Consider the following 20,038-nt stretch of genomic DNA (forward strand, 5'->3'; position numbering starts at 1 on the left):
GCCGCCGTGCGGCTGAAGGAAGGGTCACGAGGCGCTGGCATGCGCGGGGCAGCTACCTGCTGCCTGCTGCGAGGTGCCGTGACCGCACTGGTGAATCTACGCGGCTTGGTAGCAGTGCTCGCAGGAGTTGAGCTGCCTGGGCAGTTGACATCACGCTGCTGTTGGCTTCGCTGGCACTACTTCAGGTCGGCCGTCGTGCGGCTGTGTGTGGCAAGAGTTCACGGGATCAACTGCACTAAGGCAGGGTTACGCAAGAAATGAGGGCCTCCTGGCCTTGAGATGAGTGTGGTGGCTCAAATCAATACCCGGAGGCCCTAGCCCCTCATATCAAATCTAGGTTGCCTTCAACACTGCTGAGTCCCTGCTGGAGGACTTGGCAGCAAGGTGCCGGCCGGCGAAACGGAGGGCGGGAGCGGCCACGCCGAACGCTGCGGTGACAGAAGTTCCGGCCCCCGGTGCTGAGCGGACTTCAAAGGTGCCGCCGGCCTGCCGAATGGTGTCCCCGAGGATCCTCAGGCCAAAATGACCTTCGGTGCGGGGTTCGCTGGGGTTGAAGCCGACGCCATCATCGGAAACTGTGAGCTGCGTCCGCTGGCCGGCCTGCCAGACCCGGATTCCGACCGATTGCGCGGAGGAATGCTTGCTGACATTGACCAGGGCTTCCCGCGCCACACGGTACAGCAGAACTGCCCGGTCCCGGTCGAGCACCAGCTTGTCCGGGATTTCAACCGTGAGGTCAATTCCACGCTCCACCAGGGGTGCCTCCAGCCTCGTGAGGGAAGCCTGGAGCCCGAGCTCCTCGAGGTCGGGGGGATAAAGTTCACTGGTCATGGCCCGCAGTGTGCGGATGTTGTTCTGCAGCATCGTCCGGGCATTTACGAACACGGGCTGCAGCTCAAGCGGACCGCGGCGCTCCTCCGATTCCAAGGCGTACGCCAGCCCGGACAAGTCCTGGATGACCTCGTCATGGAGTTCGCTGGCGATCTGGCGGCGCTCCTGGTCCGATGCCTCTATAGCGCAGCGCAGCATTGCGTTGCGCGCCGCCTGGTGTACCTGCATCCTCCGCGCCAGGCGGACGGCCGGAACCAGTTGCGTCAGCTGGAGGACCGCCAATGACAGCGCCATTGGCGGAACCATTCCCATCAGGACTGCTTGTTGTTCGAGGCGGACTCCGTCCCCGGAAGAGTACGTTTCGAAGATCATCGGGGCCCCATTCTGGGAAGCGGAGCGGGCGTAGACTTCCACGAGTTCGCCGGAGTTGGCCTCAAACTCGTTTTCCTCCCCGGTTTGGGTTTCAAAGGTTGCCGTCGCCGGCCCGCCTTCAAGAAGCTCGCGCGCCCACTCCTCCTGTTCGAAATCCTGCCCGATGAGCGACTCGACATCCGAGTAGACCACGCAGCCTTGCTCGTCCCACACCTTAATCCTCAGGACACCGCTCTCCGCCAGCCACGGTGCCAGCCTCTGGTCGAGCAGTTTCACTGCGGCGGGGTCGCGGGCAAGGAGCTGCTCAGTGATGAGCGGCCCAACCACGTTATCCGCAAGGCGTTGCGTGATGTCCCGGGCATTGGCCAGGGCATGCCGTTCCGCTTCGGCACGAACCCAGAAGGAAACCGGGATGGCAACAAGGAGGAGGGCCGCGAAACCGGCAATGAGGAACCGCGCCACAGCTGCCCGGACCTCACGCCGCTCAGCGGCATCACGGTCAATGTTGGCGGCATGAATGGGCTCCCCCGAAAAAAGTTTGCGCACGGTGAGTCTGCCGGTCACTGCCCCGAAGGTCCCGATGCAGACGGGATGGTGCTGCCCCACCTTGCCACCAGGGACGGATTCACAATCATGTTGCCGGCATGGGCGTGCCTTAGGGTGTCCAGCATGACTCCCAGGGCGCCGTCCTTCGGAAGGAATCCGCAGATACCCATGCGCGCGGCCTCCCGCAGCGCCTCCTGCGACGGGTTGCCCGTCAGCATCACGATCCGGGTTTCCGGCGCTTCGGACAGGATGCGCTCGGCAGCTTTGAGCCCTGAACCGTCAGGGAGGTACAGGTCCATGATGACGACGTCGGGTTCGAGGTTCCGGAACATGGTCACGGCGGATGCCACGGACTTCGCCGCTCCCACACTTTGCAGGTCCGGCTCGCGGTCCAGCGCCCCGGCAAGCAGGTCGGAGAACGTGGTGTGGTCATCAACGATCAGGATCCGCAGGCGTCCCGTTTCCTGCCGGGTCAGCACATCAGGATTCGTCATCAAACCAACGGAACCACTCTCCGTGAAGCCGTGACTGGGGCGAAGCGCCTCCGCTGGCCTGGAAGTTGCCGCCGTACTCCTCAGAAGCCTTGTCTGTGCCTCCCTCAGCGCCGGCCCCGGGGCACAGCCCAGTTCCTGGTCAATGGTTTTGCGGCAGCGGTCATAGGCCCTCAGGGCTTCCGTGTTCTCGCCATTCTGCTCGAGCCCAAGAATCAACGCGGTCCAAGCCCGTTCGTTGAGGGGATCCTCCTTTGCCGCCGCCCCACCCCAGGCGATAGCCTTGCCAACTTCCCCCACGGAGAGCGCAGTTTCTGCAGCCATGACGCGGGCCAGGCTGACCTGCGCTGCATGGGTGGCCCGCTCCTCCTCTGCCCAAGCGGGCAGCAGCTCGTCCCCCAGCAGCGGAGCGGATGCGAGGTCAAGTGCTTCTGTCAGCAGTGCGAGCGCCGCGCCCGGCTCCGCCTGGCCGGCCATTTTGGTCAGTGTCTCGAACCGGTCCAGGTCCAATTCCACCAATGACCGGTCGATGGCATAGCCGCCAGTGACCGTCCGCAGGGGGCCGCTCCGTCCGGTACCGGGCTGCAGGTGGCGCCGGAGGACGCTGACATAGCTTTCAAGGGTAGGCAGGGCCACGGCCGGGTGGTTGCCGCCCCACAGCAAATCCATAAGCCGGGTCTTCGACACTGCAGAGCCAAAATTCATCAGGAGAATTTCGAGTACCTGGCGGGGCTTGGGTCCACCAAGGTCGTTGGCGCTCAGCTCGATGTCGCCGCGGCGGATGGTCAAGGGACCGAAAACTGAAATTTGAAGCGCCGGCGTCTGCGGCGACACTTCGCTGACAAGGCCTGCTGGCCCGGTGCTATCTGCCAGTTCCAAGGTAATCACGAAGGTTCCCCCCAAAGTAGTCCGGTGGTGCGTGGTTCTCATTGAAAAGGGCGGGCTATTACGCGACAACAGTGGTCAGTACTCACATCTGGAACCGCGCTGCACTTGGTCCTACTTGCGGTACGTGGAACCTGGGCAGCACAACCTCAAGCAGACCCCCGGGAGCAGTGACCGAGCGGGCAGCGTTTACGCAGGTGAGCCCATAGGTCCTGCACTGGCGTCAAACATTGGGAAAAGCCTAGGTAAGGCTACGCAAGCGGCAATTCCGCCGCCAAAGCTTTCCCCAAGCAGGCCTACCTAATTTAGGAAAAACACGTAAATCCCCTAAGCACGATGCCAGTATGACGGGACAGAGATGACACCGCGGACCGTGATGACGGACGAAGTTTCCGCCGGGATGGGCACCACGTCGCTGAGCCAGCGCTGGCGCGTTGTCCGCGCAGAACTGCGCACCGTTCGCTTTCGGGTACTCGCCACGGTCCTGGCTTTCCTGGCGGCCGGGCTGCTGGTTACCGGCATCACTACCCTCGCCCTGGACCTGCGCACCCTCAACGGCCGTGTCAACGAAGAGCTCCTGCTGCAGTCCGCCCGTCTTCAAAACATTGCGGCGCAGGGCGCACCGGGCGGCGGGCCATACACGTCCCTCGACGGGCTGTTCACCGTATTCCTTCAAGGTGACGCTCCCGGAAGGTACGAATCGGTGATGGCGACCGTAAACGGCGGCAACACGTTCCTGCCCGCCGGAGAGCAGCCCACCGATCTCGCTGCTCCCGAACTGCTCGAGGCAGCCGGCGCCCGGCACGCTGAAAACCAGACTGTCTTCCATGACATGCCGCTGGACGGGCGGACGGTGCGCCTGGCCATAACCTCCGTATCGCTCGGAGACGGAAGCGCAGGCGGGTTGCTGGTCGCAGCAAACGAAATCGGCCGGCAGCGGGAGCAGATGATCGGGTCCTTCGGCACCTTTGCTGTGGCGTCGGTGGCCACGCTGCTGCTGGCCGGCGCCGTGGGCTTCGCGGTGACAGGCCGCCTGTTTGTTCCCATCCGGCGCCTTCGCCAGGCCACCGGCTCCATCACGTTTGGGAACCTAAGTACCCGCGTGCTGGTCCCATCCGGCGATGACGACGTTTCGCAACTGGCAAATGACTTCAACCGCATGCTGGACAGGCTGGAAACGGGCATCGCAGACCAGCGCCAGTTTGTGGACGACGCCAGCCATGAACTTCGGACACCCCTGACCATCATTGGCGGCCATCTCCAGCTGCTGCAGGCGGAAGATCCCAAGGATGTCAGCGAGACCCAGGTGCTGCTCCTGGAGGAGCTGGACCGCATGCAGTCCCTCGTCGATGAGCTCCTGATGCTGGCCCGCAGCGGCCGTCCGGACTTCGTCCGGTTGGAATGGATCGACGCCGACGCCTTCCTTCAGGCGGCAATGGACAGGATCCGCGTCCTGGCGGACCGTCGGTGGAAGATCGAAAGCATGCCCGGCGGCCACGTTCGTGCAGACCGCAACCGCCTCACCCAGGCCATCGAACAGTTGGCTGCCAATGCGGTGCAGTCCACGCGGCGCCATGACGCTATCTCCCTCGGCGCGGCCTGGACCGGGACGGACGGCGGCACCGTGCCCCCTGGACACCAGGAAACTGACCTTGGCGCCCTGGAAATCTGGGTGGCGGACACAGGGTGCGGAATCAGCCCCGCGGACCAGGAGCGGATCTTCCACCGCTTCGCCAGGGCCGGCGTATCCCGGGGCGAGGAAGGGTCCGGCCTCGGCCTGCCGATCGTCAAGGCCATCGCCGAAGCCCACAGCGGAACGCTTCGGGTGACTTCGCGGATCAATGAAGGCAGCCGGTTTGTGCTCTCACTTCCAGGAAGAACCCCATGACACGAATACTGATGGCCGATGACGAGCCACGGATCGCCAGCTTCATCACCAAGGGGCTCACGGCAGCCGGGTTCACCACCTCGTCCGTGGAGGACGGCATCCGGGCGCTCGATTACGGCAGCTCCGGGGAGTTCGACCTGCTCATTCTGGATATCGGCATGCCCAGAATGGATGGCCTTGCTGTGCTCTCGGCCTTGCGCGCCATGAAGTGCACGGTTCCGGTCATAGTCCTGACGGCCAAGGATTCGCTCCAAGATACCCTGGCAGCGCTCGACGGCGGTGCGGACGACTACATGACCAAACCGTTCCGGTTCGAGGAACTGCTTTCACGGATCCGCCTGCGGCTGCGCGATAGCCCGGCAGTCCAGGCGGCACCAGACCTCACGCACGGGGACGTCACCCTGGACGTTGACCTTCGCAGCGCAAAAGTCCAGGGCCGCACGGTGCCATTGTCTGCCCGGGAATTTGCCATGGCCCGTGCATTCGTGGAAAACGCGGGCAAGGTACTCACCAGGGAACAGCTGCTGAGCCGGGTGTGGGGATACGACTTTGACGGGTCCTCCAACGTGGTGGACGTCTATGTGGGCTACCTGCGCAACAAGCTTGGGCCCGAACGATTCCTGGCTGTCAGGGGTGCCGGTTACCGCTTTGTAGCCGCCCCTTCAGCCCAGCCCCAGCTCCAAACCGGTACATGAGAGGTCTCTCATAAAGGTCTCATTCCCCTCTCACCCCGGCCGGGCAGAGTGGGAAAACAAACCAAGAAAGGCGAGTTCGATGAAGAATTACTGGTATCTCCCCATCGCAGCTGTAGTCGGTGTCACGAGCCTTACCGTCTGGGGCCAGGCAAACGCCGGTCCGCCCCCTGAAGTTTCTCCCGGCGTGGTGGTAACGGCAGACGTGACGTCCGGCAGCAGCACCCCCGCGGCCGAAGACACCGCATCCCTGCTTCCCACTCAAACCCCCCCGGCCAGCATCACCGCGATCCCTAAACGCCCAACACAGGAAACGCAGCTCGTCCCCGCAGAACCGCAAACCTACGCACCGCAGCAATCCGCGAGCCCCTCGCACGAGGCCTTCGACGACAAAGGCGGGCTCAGGGCCGACAACATTTCCGACGACCCGCCGGGCGACGACAAAGGTGGGCTACGGGCCGACAACGTTTCCGACGACCCGCCGGGCGACGACAAAGGCGGACTGAGGGATAACGACGCTTCCGACGACGCCTTCGGCGACGATAAGGGCGGTGATCGGTAGCGCCTGACTAGGCCGCCCGTCCCAGCGTTGGGGCGGCGACGCCGATAAGGAAGGCCGCGTGGGCCGCCGCGCGTTGAAGTTATTTCTGCCCCGTCAGCAGGGTGCCTTGGACCGCCGTTAAGGGCACAGCCCCGAAGTCCCTGGAATCGATGGACACCCCGCGGTTGTCCCCTAAAACGAAGACGCTTCCGGCGGGGACCTCTTCAGGCCCGAAATATGTTGCGTCGATGCGGCTGTGGTCGATGAAAGGTTCGGGGACGGCGACGTCGTCGACGTACAGCTCCGAGTCGCGGATGGCAACGGTCTGCCCTTCTTTTGCGATGACGCGCTTGATCGCTGTCTGGCCGTCAACGGGGCTGGTGAAAGCCACCACCACGCCATTCTGGATCCACCCCGCGGCGGCAGCCGGCTTGTACAGGAGCACCACGGCGCCCGAAGGAATGGTGGGCTCCATGCTGTCCGACGACACTGTGAAAGGTTCCACCAGCCACGCGCGGACGGCAAGAATGGCCAGGGCAGGAATCAGCGCCATCAGAAGGAGGCGGGGCCAGCGGCCTCCGACTAAACGCACCTTTGGCAACGGCAGCAGACGGGGGCCCAGGAGCCGCCGCCTGCCGCGGCGCTGCAGCTGTGACGTGTTCAATCCTCGTCCTCATCCTCCCCTGCAGCTTTGGCCGCTGTCATGGGATCGTTGTTGTCCGCGTCAACAGCTCCTGACGGCGTGAAATCGTCATGGTTGGTCTCCTCTTTTCGTTGCAAAACCTTCTCGCACTCAGCTTGCAAATTTCCTGCAACGGTTCCCCATTCCTTGGAGAAACCGTGAACGCCGCTGTGAACCAGGACCATCAACCCCTACACACCAACACGCTGGCTTGGCTGCCGAAACTTGAGCCATTCTTGAGGCATCCTTGCCCATATCTGCCGGAGCCCTTGAGCCAGGCCGTGCACAGTAGTCCGTGTAAGGCCCAAAGCGCAGAGCAGTAGCTGGGATCTGGGTCCAGTAGCGAAGGCCTTTATTGGGGGAACATCTCAGGTCTTATCGCTTGGCGGTGTCGAGAAGCCGGCACCGCCAAGCAGGCCACTCATACGATTCGCGCCGCCGTACCCGCTGAACCGCTGGAAGCAGGTAGTCGCCCAATAAAAGCGAGTACTCGCTACTGGTGTACTTGCCAACCCCTCCACGTAACGTCCTGAAGAGCGTCACAGAAGCCTTTCTTCAACGTTTCAACTGTTCAGGGGGGACAGATTTTGGGGACAAATCCAGCGGTGCGAAAGCTGCACCATCAGGCCGGGGCCGATGACGGAGGCGGCGGGACAGCGTGGTTCCGCAAAGAGTCATCGGTCCCTACTACCTCGGGGCCTCACCTTGATGTCCGGGCCGAAAAGGACCAGGACCCCCTTGACCTGGAGGCCGAAACCGTCCTGAGCGATCTGCCGGTCGGGGCCCCTTCTCCCCATATCAAGTTGTAAGGCCGTGGACCTCGTGGCGGGAGGACAGCCGTGACTCAGCACGACGGCGACGCTCTGCCCCTGCTGGACAATTCAGTGCTGGAGAGGTTGCACATGGAACTGGACCACGACGAAGGAGTCTGGAAGGTCTTCATCCGTGACTTCGTGGCACATCTGCCTTTCAGGTTGGAAAGGGTCCGGTTGGCTCTGACCACCGGTGATACTGTCGCCGCCAAAGACGCAGTGCTCAGCCTGAAAACCTCAAGCCAGATGGTGGGCGCGGAACGGCTGGCGGGCCTTGCCCTTGACCTGGAGGGGGCCCTGCGGTTTGACTCCAAAGAGGGGGACCCGTCAGTTGTCCTGCCCCGAATTGCAACAGCCCATCTGACGGCGATCAGGCAATGCGCGGAACAGACCAGCTACCTCTTGAACCGGCACCTGCTTCAATTCCCTGGCCGGGTTTAGCTGTGGTGTCCCAGATTTCACAGGATTTTCCGGCGCGGTCAAGCAAATTTCCAATTTCAGAGCCGTCCGCGCGCCCTTCCGGCACCCTGCCTACGTGGGTAGTCTTAAGGGATCAGCAGCCTACTGACCTTTCCGGGGCTGGTGAGGGGGCTCCTGCAGGAGGGCTGTAAGTTTCACCGCCATCCGGACACTGCGTCACCGGTCCGGGTGCCTTCCTCATTGGAAACCCTTGAAACCTCTTCAAAATCAGCCCGATCCCCCTCCCGCCGGCGGCTTCCAACGAACTTTCGGGGTTGAGGAAGAATTCCTGCTCGTGGACCCTGTCTCGGGACAGCCGGTGCCAGTGGCGGAGCAGGCCCTGCGGCGCGGAACGAAAAGTCCCGGTACCGGCACAGGCCCTGCCCTGGCTCTGGAGGTCAAACAGGAGCAGCTTGAGGCAGTTGGCCCTGTCTGTTCAACCCTGCAGCAGATGGCAGAGTCCATCTTGCTGGGCCGGGTGATGGCCGATACAGCCGCTAGGGCGGTGGGCGCCAGGGCGGTGGCGCTGGCTACCAGCCCCTTGGCGGCCACGTCCACCCTGGTACCCCAGCAGCGCTACTTGAAGATGGCGGCCCGGTTCCATCTGACCCTTCGGGAGCAGTTGACCTGCGGCTTCCATGTGCATGTCCACGTCGCCTCAGGGGAGGAAGGGGTGGCGGTCCTGGACCGTATCCGCCGCTGGTTGCCCGTACTCCTGGCGCTAAGCGCGAACTCTCCGTTCTGGCAGGGAACCAACAGCGGCTACGCGAGCTTCCGCTACCAGGCGTGGAGCAGGTGGCCGACGGCGGGACCTTGCGAAATTTTCGGCTCCCTCACGGAGTACCGGCGACACGTTGAGGAGCTGCTGGCGGCCGGCGTGCCCCTGGACGAAGGCATGGTGTACTTCGACGCCCGGCTGTCCCGCCATCACCCCACCGTTGAGGTCCGCATAGCCGACGTCTGCTTGGAGGCAGCGCACGCGACGGTCATCGCCGCAGTAGTGCGGGCGCTGGTGGAAAGGGCGGCGCAGGAATGGCGGGCGGGTGTCCCGGTGCCCCGGGTTTCGGCCGCAAAACTTCGCTTGGCGAGTTGGATGGCCAGTGAAGCCGGCGTTGAGGGAAACCTCCTCCACCCCCTCCTGTACGCACCGTGCCCTGCGACCGAAGCTGTGCAGGCCCTCCTGAGATACATCCGGCCTGCCCTGGTCAGCAGCGGGGACGAAGAGCATGTGAAATTGGGGCTCGCCGGCATCCTCGCCTTCGGCACCGGCTCGCACAGGCAACGCGAAGCGATGGTCAACAGCCAGAGCCTCACCGCTGTGGTGATGGACGCCGTCGAAGGCACCCATGGAACAGCCACAGACCCTCACCACCGTCCCCGGCATCTCCACGCCACCTGAGGCCCGTGACGGGTGGAATGTGAAGGCTATGTGTGCTGAGATGAGGGGAGGGAAGCAGTTGGTTCACCAAGGGCCAGAATGCTGGAATTGGAGCGGTCATGGATACTGAATTGCCGCTGGCTGACGAGCTGGCCGCTGTCTATGCGCGGTTCTCCAACGTGCTCCTGACCGAGGAGACGGTCGCCAATGCCCTGAAGCTCATCACGGAAGCCGCGGTACTGGCAGTGGATGACGCCGCCGGAGCGGGCGTATCCCTCATGGATACCAATGGCAGCCGCAACAGCGCAGCTTCCACGAGCCTGATTGTGGCGCAGGCCGACACCCTCCAGTACGAACTTGGCCAAGGTCCCTGCCTGAGCGCGTGGGCCTCCGGACACCCGGTGGATATTGCAGACGTGCGAACGGACCTCCGCTGGCCTGAATGGGGCCTGGCGGCGAACGACTTGGGCCTGCGGTCCTGCATCAGCGTGCCTCTTCTTTCCGGGGACTTGGCTTTCGGTGCCATCAAGATCTACTGGGCAAATCCCAAGGCGGCGTCACACAGACTGATCCGGCTGCTGGAACTGTTTGCAGCCCAGGCCTCGATCTTCCTGGTTAACATACAAGCCCGCGAACGGGCCCGGATGTTGAGCGAGCAGCTCAAGTCCACCCTGACGCAACGCGATATCATCAGCACCGCCAAGGGCATCGTCATGGCCAGCCGTGGCATGGGCAACCACGACGCGATGCTCCACCTGATGGCCAGAGCCCTCCACGAGAACCGTCCGCTGCAGGAAGTGGCAGAAGAAACCATCGAGTCCACACCGGGACCCGATCATGACCGGGGGTGAACTATGGCGGTCCCTGGGGACGAGGACGAACAGCGCCAAGGCTTCCGGTTAGCATTCGAGGCTGCACCACTGACTCTTGAGCAGATCTGGATTAGATACTTTGGAATTGGAGGGAAGGTCGGGCTGACCGAGGTCCAGGCCTACGTTTATGGTGCCCTCAGCCTCCCTCCCATTGAACGCGATATCCTGGCGCACGCGCTGAACGAGTCCCTCAATGCCCTCGGGGTCAACGGGCGGCATGCCACCTACAGCCAGGCCATCCATCCCAGGGCAGACGAGGGCGAGCGGGACCTGTACTGACTGCAGGTATCTCCACTGCTCCTGTCGTTCTCCTCGCCATGCTTCTAGCATGGAGATTGTGGGCACAGACAGGCACAACGAGGACTTCCAGCAACTCCACCAGCTCATCGCCGAGAGCGAGGATGTCAAAGGCTTCCTCGACGGAATGATCGGGAATGCTGCTTCAACCCTTAGCAGGACCACCGGTGCACCCATTGCCTGTGCTATAACCCTGCGCCGGCACAAACGGACAGTTACGGTCGCCGGCAGCAGCGAGACAGCGGTGGTTTTGGACCGCATCGAACAGGACCTCGGACACGGGCCCTGCCTGGACGCCATCCGCACCTACACAACAGTGCTGCTGGCCGACACCGGGACCGACCAGCGATGGCCCCTGTACTCACGGGGCCTGAATGCCGCAGGCTACAAAAGTGTTTTGGGCGTTCCCGTGGACCTGGGCGAAACGGCAACCGCGTCCCTGAACTTCTTTGCCCCCGTCACCGGACTGTTCACGGAGGAAGCCATCAGCGAGGCCACGGTCTTTACGCACACTGCGGGACAGGCACTGCGGCTGACCCTGCGCATCATCACCGCCGAACTGCTTGCAGATGACCTCAAAGCCGCAATGGAGAGCAGAACGTCCATCGACCTTGCCTGCGGCATGATCATGACGCAAAACCGCTGTTCCCAGGAAGAGGCCTACCATTTCCTCCTCCGGGCATCCAACAACCGCAATCTGAAAGTCCATTCGGTTGCCCTGGAAATCATCCGGCGGCTATCGGGCACCAAACAAACGGTCACCCACTTCGAGGACTAGCATCGTCCGCAGCACCCGCCGTTGTCATCCTTTGGACGGACCCCGTCTTACATGCCCGCCGATAGACTCGAGAGATCATTTGCAGGCACATGTTTGGGGAACAGCCTTGAGCGAAGCACTCGTCCATATCAACGGTTTCCGGATGGACTTTGGGGACACAACAGTCATCCGGGATCTGTCCTTCGACGTCCACAGGGGTGAGACCTTCGGGTTCCTGGGCAGCAACGGCTCCGGGAAGACCACCACCATCCGGGCGCTGCTGGGGATCTACCAGCCCACAGCCGGGACACTTCACATCGACGGGAAGCCGTTCCGCCCCGAAGACGGCGGACGCCTGGGGTACCTGCCCGAGGAGCGCGGCCTGTACAAGAAGGAAAAGGTCATCGACGTGATGACGTATTTCGGCCGGCTCAAAGGCCTGGACCGGCACGCCGCCAGGACCTGGTCCCTGGAGTACCTGGAGCGTGTCGCCCTGGCGGATAAGGCCGGCGCCCAACTGGACAAGCTTTCCGGCGGGCAGCAGCAGAAGGTCCAGCTTGGCGTGACCATCATGAACGAGCCTGAGCTGCTGATCCTGGACGAACCGACAAAGGGTTTTGACCCGGTCAACCGGCGCCTGCTGATGGACATCATCGGCGAGCAGAAGACCAAGGGCGCCACCGTTGTGATGGTCACCCACCAGATGGAGGAAGTGGAACGGCTGTGTGACCGGGTGATCCTGCTTAAGAACGGCACCGCCGAAGCCTACGGGACCATCGACGACGTCCAGAACCAGTTCGGCGGACGGGTCCTCCGGCTCCGTCACAGCGGCCCGGTCCCGCCGTCGCCCCGCTACACGGTCACGGTAAGCGAGAGGAACTACTCCGAGCTATCCATCGCCGATGACACGGACGAGGCTGACATCCTCAAGGAGCTTATCGCCGCCGGTGTCACGGTCCGGTCCTTCACCACCACCAAGATCTCCTTGGAGGAGATCTTCATCAGGATCTACGGCGCCCAAAACCAGGTCGCGACCAGCAACTTCGAGATGGCAGAGGCATAAGACGGACATGGCACAGCACAACCTCAGTACCGTCATCAGCTTCGAGTTCTTCCGGACCGTCGGCAAGAAGCGCTTCTGGATAGGCACCCTGGCCGTGCCGTTCATCATGGCCGTCGTGTTCGGCCTGCTCTACGCGTCCAACACCGCCACCGACAGCGCCGCCGACGCCCAGAAGAGCGCCGAGTTCAGCATCTCCTATACGGATGCGTCAGGGCTCATCACCCCTGAGCAGGCGGGGGTGTTCGGAGCGACGACGGCGGCCTCCGCCGAGGAGGGTTTGTCCGCCGTCCGGTCCGGCAGCGTGGATGCCTTCTTCGACTTCCCCGCCGATCCGGCCACGGAAGCCGTAAAGGTGTACGGCGCCGACCAGGGCCTTTTCGAGAACAACAAGTACTCCGCCGTTGCGCAGGCCATGCTGACCCGGGCGGTCGACGCCCGCATCGGCTCGGCCGAGCTGTCAACCCTTGCCGGCACGGAAGCGACCGTTGACCTGAAAACCTACCGCGACGGCGTCGAAGCCGGCGGGTTCATGTCCGCGGTGCCGCCGTTGTTCTTCCTGGTCATTTTCTATGGCCTGATCATCCTGCTGGGCGGGCAGATGCTGAGTTCCACGCTGGAGGAGAAGGAGAACAGGGTCACCGAAATGATCCTGACCACCCTGAAGCCCACCACTCTGATCAGCGGCAAAGTCCTGGCCCTGTTCGCAATCGGGCTCCTGCAGATGGTCATCTTCTCCTCCCCTGTGGTGATCGGGTACCTGTTCTTCCGCGATCAAATCAACATCCCGGACTTCAACCTTTCCGCACTGGTCTTTGAACCGGTACCGATGATTACCGGTTTCCTTATCCTCGTGGGGGGCTTTGCCCTTTTCACCAACACGCTGGTGGCGATCGGCGCCATCATGCCCACGGTCAAGGAAGCCGGAAACTACATGGCGGTCATGATCGCCTTGATCTTCGTCCCGTTCTATGCCGTGTCCCTGATCTTCTCCAATCCCCAGGCCCTCATCGTGCAGGTCTTCACCTACTTTCCGTTCTCCGCCCCGGTCACCGCGCTGCTGCGCAACGGCTTGGGCTCACTGGGTGCGGTAGAAGCAGCCTTCGTCATCGCCATCCTTTACATCGGCGCGGTGCTGATGTTCTTCCTGGCCGTGCGGCTCTTCCAGTACGGCTCCATCTCCTACGCCTCGCGGGTCAACATCAAGACAGCCCTCAGCAGCGGCCGCCGCACGCCGGGAATTGCCGGCACTTCGAAGAGCTGACGCCAGGGAAACGGCGTACGCTGGGGAAACGAACATTCCAGAGTCCCGGCTCCTCCAACCGCGGCCTTCGAAGGGTGCAACTGATGAAAGCGTTAGTCATGGTGATTGTCGCCGTCGCCGTGCTCCTCCTTGTTGTGGGCTTGGCCGTCAATACGCTGAGCTTCCTCCTGGGGGTGGCTCCCGTGCTGCTGGTCGTGGCAATCGTCCTCCTGCTCCTGGGCCGTTTCAAGGGACGCCGCATCCCCCGCTGATAGGGCAAAACGGCAATCCGAGGTTGTGCACGCCGACTGATGGCCAAGTGTATTGACGGCTTGGGCGATGCGCGGGACCATCGGATGAAAGCCAGCCCCGGAACTTTTATCTCCTGCGCCGGCGAAGCGAAAGGAAGGCAGGGATGAAGAGCCAACCCATGTCGGAGAGTGCGGTGCTTCCTCATGGCGCGGCCGGGCCGTCAATGTCTGCTGCGGCTGAGTTGTTCAAGGCCATTGCCCATCCGGTCAGGGCGCAGATCCTGGAACTGCTCAGCCGCGGCGATTCCTCAATTCCCGAGCTCTGCGAGGGCACCGGGGTTAAGGCTACGCATCTGTCCCGGCACCTCACCCAAATGCGAGGGCAGCACCTGATTCAGTGCTTGCGTTCGGACGGCCGGCTTGTCTATCGGCTGGAACACCCGGAAGCCGCAGATTTGTTAGCCGTTGCCCGCTCCCTGCTGCAAGCCAGGGCGGTTGCGTCCGTGGCCAGCGTCGGCCGAGCGAGCGCCTCCTCCTGGTCGACCCCGCAGCTCAGGTCCGGGGCTGCTCCCGCCTCCCGGCCGGACGTCCCGTCCCAGGCAGCCTTTTCGGACGAGCAGGTCTCGGCTTTGGAGGCCACCTTGGCATCGCGTTCCTTGATAGAGGACGCATGTGAAGCGATAGCTGCGCGAAGCGGCTGCAGCAGGGACACAGCTGCCTGGCAATTGATCATGACTGCAAATGAGCGTCACCTGACACTTCGTGAGGCTGCGGACGCGGAACTGCGCAGGCCTCAGGAACGGCGCCGAGCCTGACTCTGCCTGTCACCCCGGCCCCTGCCCGGCCGCTCTGAAGAGGCGTCTTATTCCGGCAGTCCCTTGACCTCTCCGGGTGCGGAGGACCACACTCGAAGTAGGGATTGACGAATATGTCTATCGGTCAATTCCCGTTCTTCTCATCGCTTTCAAACTTCTTCTCGGCGGCACGCACAGGCGGAGAAGAAGCCGTACCAGGAGCCAAGGTTTCCTTGGCATGGGGGCTCGTGGTGCGGAAATAGGTGCGGAGGGGACAGCGTGGTCCCCTCCGCCTCTAACCATATTTCGAAGGAGCATGTCGTGGTCATTGACAACCTGTGGGACCGGCTGGAACCCGAGACTCGGCAATGGTTCGTCAATAATCCGGGGTGCATCATCCTTCCCCGGTCCGTCGGGGCAGCGATAAGCAAGGCGACCGGGGTCCTCCTCGAACAGGACCGGCACGGTGAGACTATCGTCTCCCCCACTGACCGCGATTTCCTCCGCGCCACGTTGCAAGGGCACCGAGCCCACTCAGGGCCGCGGTGAATCCCGTAGGCCACTGATCACGGCAATCCTCGTCCCGCAACAGATCGCTTGTTAGTAAGCCGGGACCAAGCCCGTGACCAGTGTGCCGAGGCGGGCAGCTGCCGCCAGCTCCAGGCCAGTTTCCGCGAACGTCAGGTTGTCGCCGCTGATGACCAGGACACGCCCTGCGCCGGCGGCCTGCAGCCAGGCGGCATCATTGGGGTTCCCTCTGTCCAGCTGCTGGGAACACATCAAGAGTCCGTCAACGTGCAGCTGGACAGCTCCGCCGCCGGCCACGGTGCAGATGCAAGTGTTCCCGGCCGGAAGTGCCCGCTCCAGGATGTCGCTGTAGCGGGCACTGGTAGACATCTGGAATCCGTGATTCAGCAGGAGCGAGACCAGCGCGGATGTCATCTCCCCGCCCGCTTCCCCAATAACAACGTTAGGTACCAGGGTGTAGGCCAGCACAGGAATGGCCGCCGTCCCCCACCCTTCTCCGCCAACGACCAACCGCGCACCCACGGAGATCACGCCTTCCACCAGTCCAATTGCTTCACGCATACTCAGCCCGGGTTCCTGACACTGCAGATGACAGACGACAGGATCGAAAGTCAGCGACGATACGCCGTCCGAATCGGATCCTTCGGTGATGAAGACCATCAGGGACAAGGCCGCTCCGGGGCCGAGAGGTAGCCGGCAGGCTGCGCAGCGGCTGGCAGTGGCTTTGACCGTCTCGACGTATTGGGCTGTGTCCCTGCCCTTGAAGGCTTCGAGTCGTTCGTCCCAAGCGACGTTGCTGGTGATGGGCATTTCCGAAATCCAATCCGTGATGCGTTCCATCGACGCGCGGCACGAGTGGGCTGTTCACGTCTTGGAGCGGGAGACCTGGTAGCCGGGCTTGGCATCGCATCTGGGGTGCGACGCCAAGCCCGGCGCTGACCGGAATGAGTTATGGGGGCCTAACTCCCCAGCCAGCTAGTGACAGATTGACGCCTCAGCCTTGCGGAAATCCTATGGAGCTATGGCGCGAGGCCCACAAGGAAATCCCTAGCTGCCCTGATGAGATGTACCTTCCTTCCTCCATACGGAGGGCCCATCCGTCCCGTTGGACGCCTACCAGGCCGCCCAATCGATACTCCACGGCCGTCGTGGAGGACACGGCCTCAGGATCCGTTCGTGGCACAAACAGGGTCCACAGGGAAGGCCTCCCACGCCGCGGGCGTGGGAGGCCTTCCTGTGTGTGTTGGAGCAGGATCGCTCCGTAGTGGGGAAGGGGTTAGAGGATGCTGGTCATGCTGTTCCAGCCCGCGCCGAGGTAAACCCTGGGCAGCCACTTGCCGGCACCATTCCCGGGGTACAGCCACAGCTTGCCCGAACCATCCCGAGCCAGCGCATCGACGTTACCGTCACCGTTGAAATCACCCGGACCAACAATGCTGGTCATGCTGTTCCAGCCGGCACCGAGGTAAACCCTGGGCAGCCACTTGCCTGCACCATTCCCGGGGTACAGCCACAGCTTGCCCGAACCATCCCGAGCCAGCGCATCGACGTTACCGTCACCGTTGAAATCACCCGGACCAACAATGCTGGTCATGCTGTTCCAGCCGGCACCGAGGTAAACCCTGGGCAGCCACTTGCCTGCACCATTCCCGGGGTACAGCCACAGCTTGCCCGAACCATCCCGAGCCAGCACGTCGGCTTTACCGTCACCGTTGAAATCACCCGGACCAACAATGCTGGTCATGCTGTTCCAGCCGGCGCCCAGGTAAACCCTGGGCAGCCACTTGCCTGCACCATCCCCGGGGTACAGCCACAGCTTGCCCGAAGTATCCCGAGCCAGCGCATCGGGGTTCCCGTCACCGGAGAAGTCATGGCGATCGAGGCCGGCCGGCACGTTGATGACAAACTCCCATTGTCCGAGTGGGCTGATGTTGCCGGCACCGTCGACCGCGATCGCACGAAGCGTTGAGGTCTGAGTGATGGCAATGGGCTCGGTGTACAGCGGACTGCTTACCGTGGGATCGGTGCCGTCGGTGGTGAACCGGATGGCTGCGCCCTCGCTGGCGGAGAGGACCGCCGTCGTGGCTGCCGTGAAGGTACCACCCGGGGTGGTGGTCGTCAGCTCCGGAGCTATCGAGTCCACTGTGTAGACCTCGGTAACGACCGCCGAGGGCACACCCCCGTTCACCGCGATGAATTTCAGGGTGGTGGTTCCCTCTTCGAGGGCGATCTCGCCGGTGTAGGGGGTCCCGTCCTCCGCGGTGGGTTCTGAACCGTCCATGGTGAAGAAGATCTGCGCACCTTCGGGAGTGGCACTCAGCGTGACGGTTTGGGATTCATTGAAGGTGCCGCCTGCAGTGCTTGCCGCCGCCGTCGGGGCCTCCGGAGGCGTGGCACCGACCGTGCGGCCCTGAACCACGAAGTCTGTGGTTGTGCCCAGGCTTCTGTTGACCGGTTCACCGAATGGGTCCTTGAGATGGCGGATCTCGAAGGAGTTGGTGTTGTACGGGCTGCCCGTTACGGCGTGAGGTGTGGAACCGTCACCGAGGTAACCCTCAGGTGCTCCCTCAGTCCACCGTAGGAACGGCCCGACCTTCTGCTCAAGCAGCGGGGTGAAGTCGCCGTTGCCGTTCATGCTGCCGAGGTCTTCCGTGTAGCGAAGGCTGCCGGTGTCATCGGCGATAACCTCAAACGTCCCGTAGGGATGGATGATCTGGTAGGTCGAGCCGACCTCAAACACATCGTCACCGCGGACACGGATGCGTCCGAAGGCAACCTCGTCTCCGGCGATAACCGCCTCGCCGCTGAAGGCTGCTTCCAGGGCGAGGGTCAACCGCACTTCTTCTCCCTCGACTGGCAGGAAGGCTTCAGCGGCCCACCAGAAGGACTCTCCGGGGAAATTATCAGGGAAGGATGGGTCGTTCTCCGGCAATGGCAGTTCCTCGATGATTGGGCACAGCGGATCGTCGAGGCACAGGTCCAGTTGAACTCCGGTGTGATCTTCCAGCCACGAGGGATATCCGTGGCCACCTGGAACTACTGGACCCATGGCCTTCAGGTTGTGGATGACGTACCGGAAGTTCCGGATTTCTCCTGCAGCGCCTTCCCCATTGACCGACATAGCCCGAATGAGAGTGGTGCTGCCCACCGTAATGGGGGTGCCGTCGTACTCCTTTGTTGAACCGGTGGCCCCGCCGTTGTCGTACGTCGGCTCGGAACCATCGAGCGTGTAGTACACAGTTGCCGGTCCCGCGCCCTCCGCGGTGGTACCGGTGAGGGTTACCTGCTGGGGACCCGCGTAATTGGGCGCAGCGGCGTCCGGTGTCGCGGCGATCCATGGGCTCGTCGCATCGAGATTGTAGGTCTCGCTTTTGATTCCCGTGCGCTGGGCCGGCTCGGTGAGGCTGACCGCCATATACCGGAGTTCCGTGGTGCCCGGGGTAGCGAGCGACACTGGGGCAACGTCGTTATCATTTAGTGACGGCTGCCACACTTCTCCGTGGCTGACGGAGCCGTCCTCGGCGACCACAGGGTCTGTACCGTCGGTTGTGTAAACAATCTTCGCCTCATCGGGGAAGGACGCCTGGATGTTGACCGTCAGGGCTTGATTGTAGGTGCCACCGGGCTTGTCCACTCCGGCGCGGACAGTGGCGATCTTGCCCTGCACCGCAAAAAGATTCGTTTCAACCGGTGCTGGGATGCCCGGGCCCTCAATGCGGAAGAAGTTCGTGTTGAAGGGGCTGCCCGTTACTGTGTGTTCTACGTTGGGGTCACCGATGGATCCGGCATAGGCAGCAGGCACGGGCGAATCCCACTGAAGGAACGGGCCCCAGCTGCCGGACAGTGGTTCATTCCAGGTGCAGGGCTGCTGCAGGCAGCCGATGTCCTCCGTGAAGCGCACCCTTCCGCGATCATCCGCAGTGACTTCATAGACGCCGTACGGCGTGGTCGCCTTGTAGGTGGCGTTTGGAGTCATGTCGTCCAGCCGGATCCGCATGCGGGCGAAGGCAGCCTGCTGTCCGTTGATAATTTCTCCGGCGCCTCCAAACGCCGCTTCCTGGGCCATGATGAGGCGGGCGTCCTGCCCGTTCGGCAACGTCAGCGATGCCTCGGCCGACCACCAGAAGGATTCGTCCGGGAAATTTCCGGGAATCGCCGGCGGCTGGGATGGATCGTAGCCTGCCCCGACAACGGGGCAGACATTGACGTCGTCGAGGCACAATTCGAGTCGAAGGCCGTTCTGGTCCCCGTACCAGTACGGGTAGCCCGTTTCGGGGTTGACTGGTCCAAAGCTTCCCTCTGCCCCCGATACAGCCGCTGGAAGTAGTGCGGGTTGAGGCGCTGCCCCGGCAGGTAGTGGACTGAATGTGGACAAGAGCACAACCGCCGAGGCAGCAATTCCGGTCCCCCTCCACATCCTGCTCGCGCGGGAGGTACCCCCCGCTGCCGTGCGTGTACTGTCCAAATTCATGATTGTCTCCCCCGTTAATTCCGAAACCCCCGACGAGCGAGACTGCTGCCGGGCGTGGCAGGAAAGAGACCTGCCCAGGGGCCACTGTTCCGAGGGGACCTTCGGAATACCTTGAGGTGGTACCTAAGTAGCACGTAGCCCTGCCGTCGGATATTCGAGTATTCGGTACCCGCGCCGTCGGAAGCAGC

The 20,038-nt window shown here is 62.8% G+C and carries 18 protein-coding genes; 13 read left to right on the top strand and 5 right to left on the bottom strand.

Annotation, left to right across the window (positions count from 1 at the left end; genetic code table 11):
- Positions 1–333: 333 nt before the first annotated feature.
- On the bottom strand, positions 334–1,749 hold the full coding sequence (locus CXQ88_RS14445; RefSeq protein ID WP_258061883.1) for a sensor histidine kinase: 1,416 nt from the start codon (positions 1,747–1,749) through the stop codon (positions 334–336).
- A 14-nt stretch (positions 1,750–1,763) separates the two neighbouring features.
- Complete coding sequence (locus CXQ88_RS14450) at positions 1,764–3,128, bottom strand: BTAD domain-containing putative transcriptional regulator (RefSeq protein ID WP_258061884.1); 1,365 nt, start codon at positions 3,126–3,128, stop codon at positions 1,764–1,766.
- Positions 3,129–3,483: 355 nt separating this feature from the next.
- On the opposite strand from CXQ88_RS14450, the gene CXQ88_RS14455 reads away from it, so the two are divergent.
- From CXQ88_RS14455 to CXQ88_RS14465, 3 genes are all read left to right on the top strand, one after another.
- A complete protein-coding gene (locus tag CXQ88_RS14455; RefSeq protein WP_104044851.1) occupies positions 3,484–5,013 on the top strand; it encodes a sensor histidine kinase in 1,530 nt (509 codons plus the stop codon).
- Positions 5,010–5,708, top strand: a complete 699-nt coding sequence (locus tag CXQ88_RS14460) for a response regulator transcription factor (RefSeq protein WP_104044852.1) — start codon at positions 5,010–5,012, stop codon at positions 5,706–5,708. Before CXQ88_RS14455 ends, CXQ88_RS14460 begins: the two co-directional genes overlap by 4 nt.
- 79 nt (positions 5,709–5,787) lie before the next feature.
- Positions 5,788–6,267 (top strand): hypothetical protein, encoded by a 480-nt coding sequence (locus CXQ88_RS14465; RefSeq protein WP_104044853.1) that lies wholly within the window; start codon positions 5,788–5,790, stop codon positions 6,265–6,267.
- A 79-nt stretch (positions 6,268–6,346) separates the two neighbouring features.
- On the opposite strand, the gene lepB is transcribed toward CXQ88_RS14465, so the two are convergent.
- Positions 6,347–6,910 carry a signal peptidase I gene (lepB, locus tag CXQ88_RS14470; protein WP_258061885.1) on the bottom strand — a complete coding sequence of 188 codons (564 nt, stop codon included), beginning with the start codon at positions 6,908–6,910 and terminating at the stop codon, positions 6,347–6,349.
- Between the two features lie 857 nt (positions 6,911–7,767).
- Between lepB and CXQ88_RS14485 the strand changes: the two genes are divergently transcribed.
- From CXQ88_RS14485 to CXQ88_RS14525, 10 genes are all read left to right on the top strand, one after another.
- A complete protein-coding gene (locus CXQ88_RS14485; protein ID WP_104044857.1) occupies positions 7,768–8,181 on the top strand; it encodes an Hpt domain-containing protein in 414 nt (137 codons plus the stop codon).
- A 229-nt stretch (positions 8,182–8,410) separates the two neighbouring features.
- Positions 8,411–9,598: a glutamate--cysteine ligase gene (locus CXQ88_RS14490; protein WP_104044858.1), complete on the top strand. Its 1,188-nt coding sequence runs from the start codon at positions 8,411–8,413 to the stop codon at positions 9,596–9,598.
- Positions 9,599–9,696: 98 nt separating this feature from the next.
- Entirely contained in the window at positions 9,697–10,428 is a 732-nt protein-coding gene (locus CXQ88_RS14495) for a GAF and ANTAR domain-containing protein (protein ID WP_104044859.1), read from the top strand.
- A 3-nt stretch (positions 10,429–10,431) separates the two neighbouring features.
- Positions 10,432–10,728: a hypothetical protein gene (locus CXQ88_RS14500; RefSeq protein WP_104044860.1), complete on the top strand. Its 297-nt coding sequence runs from the start codon at positions 10,432–10,434 to the stop codon at positions 10,726–10,728.
- Between the two features lie 49 nt (positions 10,729–10,777).
- Positions 10,778–11,524: a GAF and ANTAR domain-containing protein gene (locus CXQ88_RS14505; RefSeq protein WP_104044861.1), complete on the top strand. Its 747-nt coding sequence runs from the start codon at positions 10,778–10,780 to the stop codon at positions 11,522–11,524.
- A 142-nt stretch (positions 11,525–11,666) separates the two neighbouring features.
- Positions 11,667–12,566 (top strand): ABC transporter ATP-binding protein, encoded by a 900-nt coding sequence (locus tag CXQ88_RS14510; RefSeq protein ID WP_104044935.1) that lies wholly within the window; start codon positions 11,667–11,669, stop codon positions 12,564–12,566.
- A gap of 7 nt (positions 12,567–12,573) precedes the next feature.
- Positions 12,574–13,827 (top strand): ABC transporter permease, encoded by a 1,254-nt coding sequence (locus tag CXQ88_RS14515; protein WP_104044862.1) that lies wholly within the window; start codon positions 12,574–12,576, stop codon positions 13,825–13,827.
- Between the two features lie 83 nt (positions 13,828–13,910).
- Complete coding sequence (locus tag CXQ88_RS21855; RefSeq protein ID WP_181037532.1) at positions 13,911–14,078, top strand: hypothetical protein; 168 nt, start codon at positions 13,911–13,913, stop codon at positions 14,076–14,078.
- A 143-nt stretch (positions 14,079–14,221) separates the two neighbouring features.
- Complete coding sequence (locus tag CXQ88_RS14520) at positions 14,222–14,872, top strand: metalloregulator ArsR/SmtB family transcription factor (protein ID WP_104044863.1); 651 nt, start codon at positions 14,222–14,224, stop codon at positions 14,870–14,872.
- 300 nt (positions 14,873–15,172) lie between these two features.
- A complete protein-coding gene (locus CXQ88_RS14525; protein WP_104044864.1) occupies positions 15,173–15,400 on the top strand; it encodes a hypothetical protein in 228 nt (75 codons plus the stop codon).
- 51 nt (positions 15,401–15,451) lie between these two features.
- Here CXQ88_RS14525 and CXQ88_RS14530 read toward each other — a convergent pair whose 3' ends face one another.
- Together CXQ88_RS14530 and CXQ88_RS14535 are read right to left on the bottom strand one after the other, a co-directional pair.
- Positions 15,452–16,189 carry a hypothetical protein gene (locus tag CXQ88_RS14530; RefSeq protein ID WP_146069219.1) on the bottom strand — a complete coding sequence of 246 codons (738 nt, stop codon included), beginning with the start codon at positions 16,187–16,189 and terminating at the stop codon, positions 15,452–15,454.
- 466 nt (positions 16,190–16,655) lie between these two features.
- On the bottom strand, positions 16,656–19,754 hold the full coding sequence (locus CXQ88_RS14535) for a chitobiase/beta-hexosaminidase C-terminal domain-containing protein (RefSeq protein WP_181037533.1): 3,099 nt from the start codon (positions 19,752–19,754) through the stop codon (positions 16,656–16,658).
- Between the last annotated feature and the right edge of the window lie 284 nt (positions 19,755–20,038).

The sequence above is a fragment of the Arthrobacter sp. ZGTC412 genome, from assembly GCF_002929215.1.
In the GTDB taxonomy this organism is placed as follows: Bacteria; Actinomycetota; Actinomycetes; order Actinomycetales; family Micrococcaceae; genus Arthrobacter.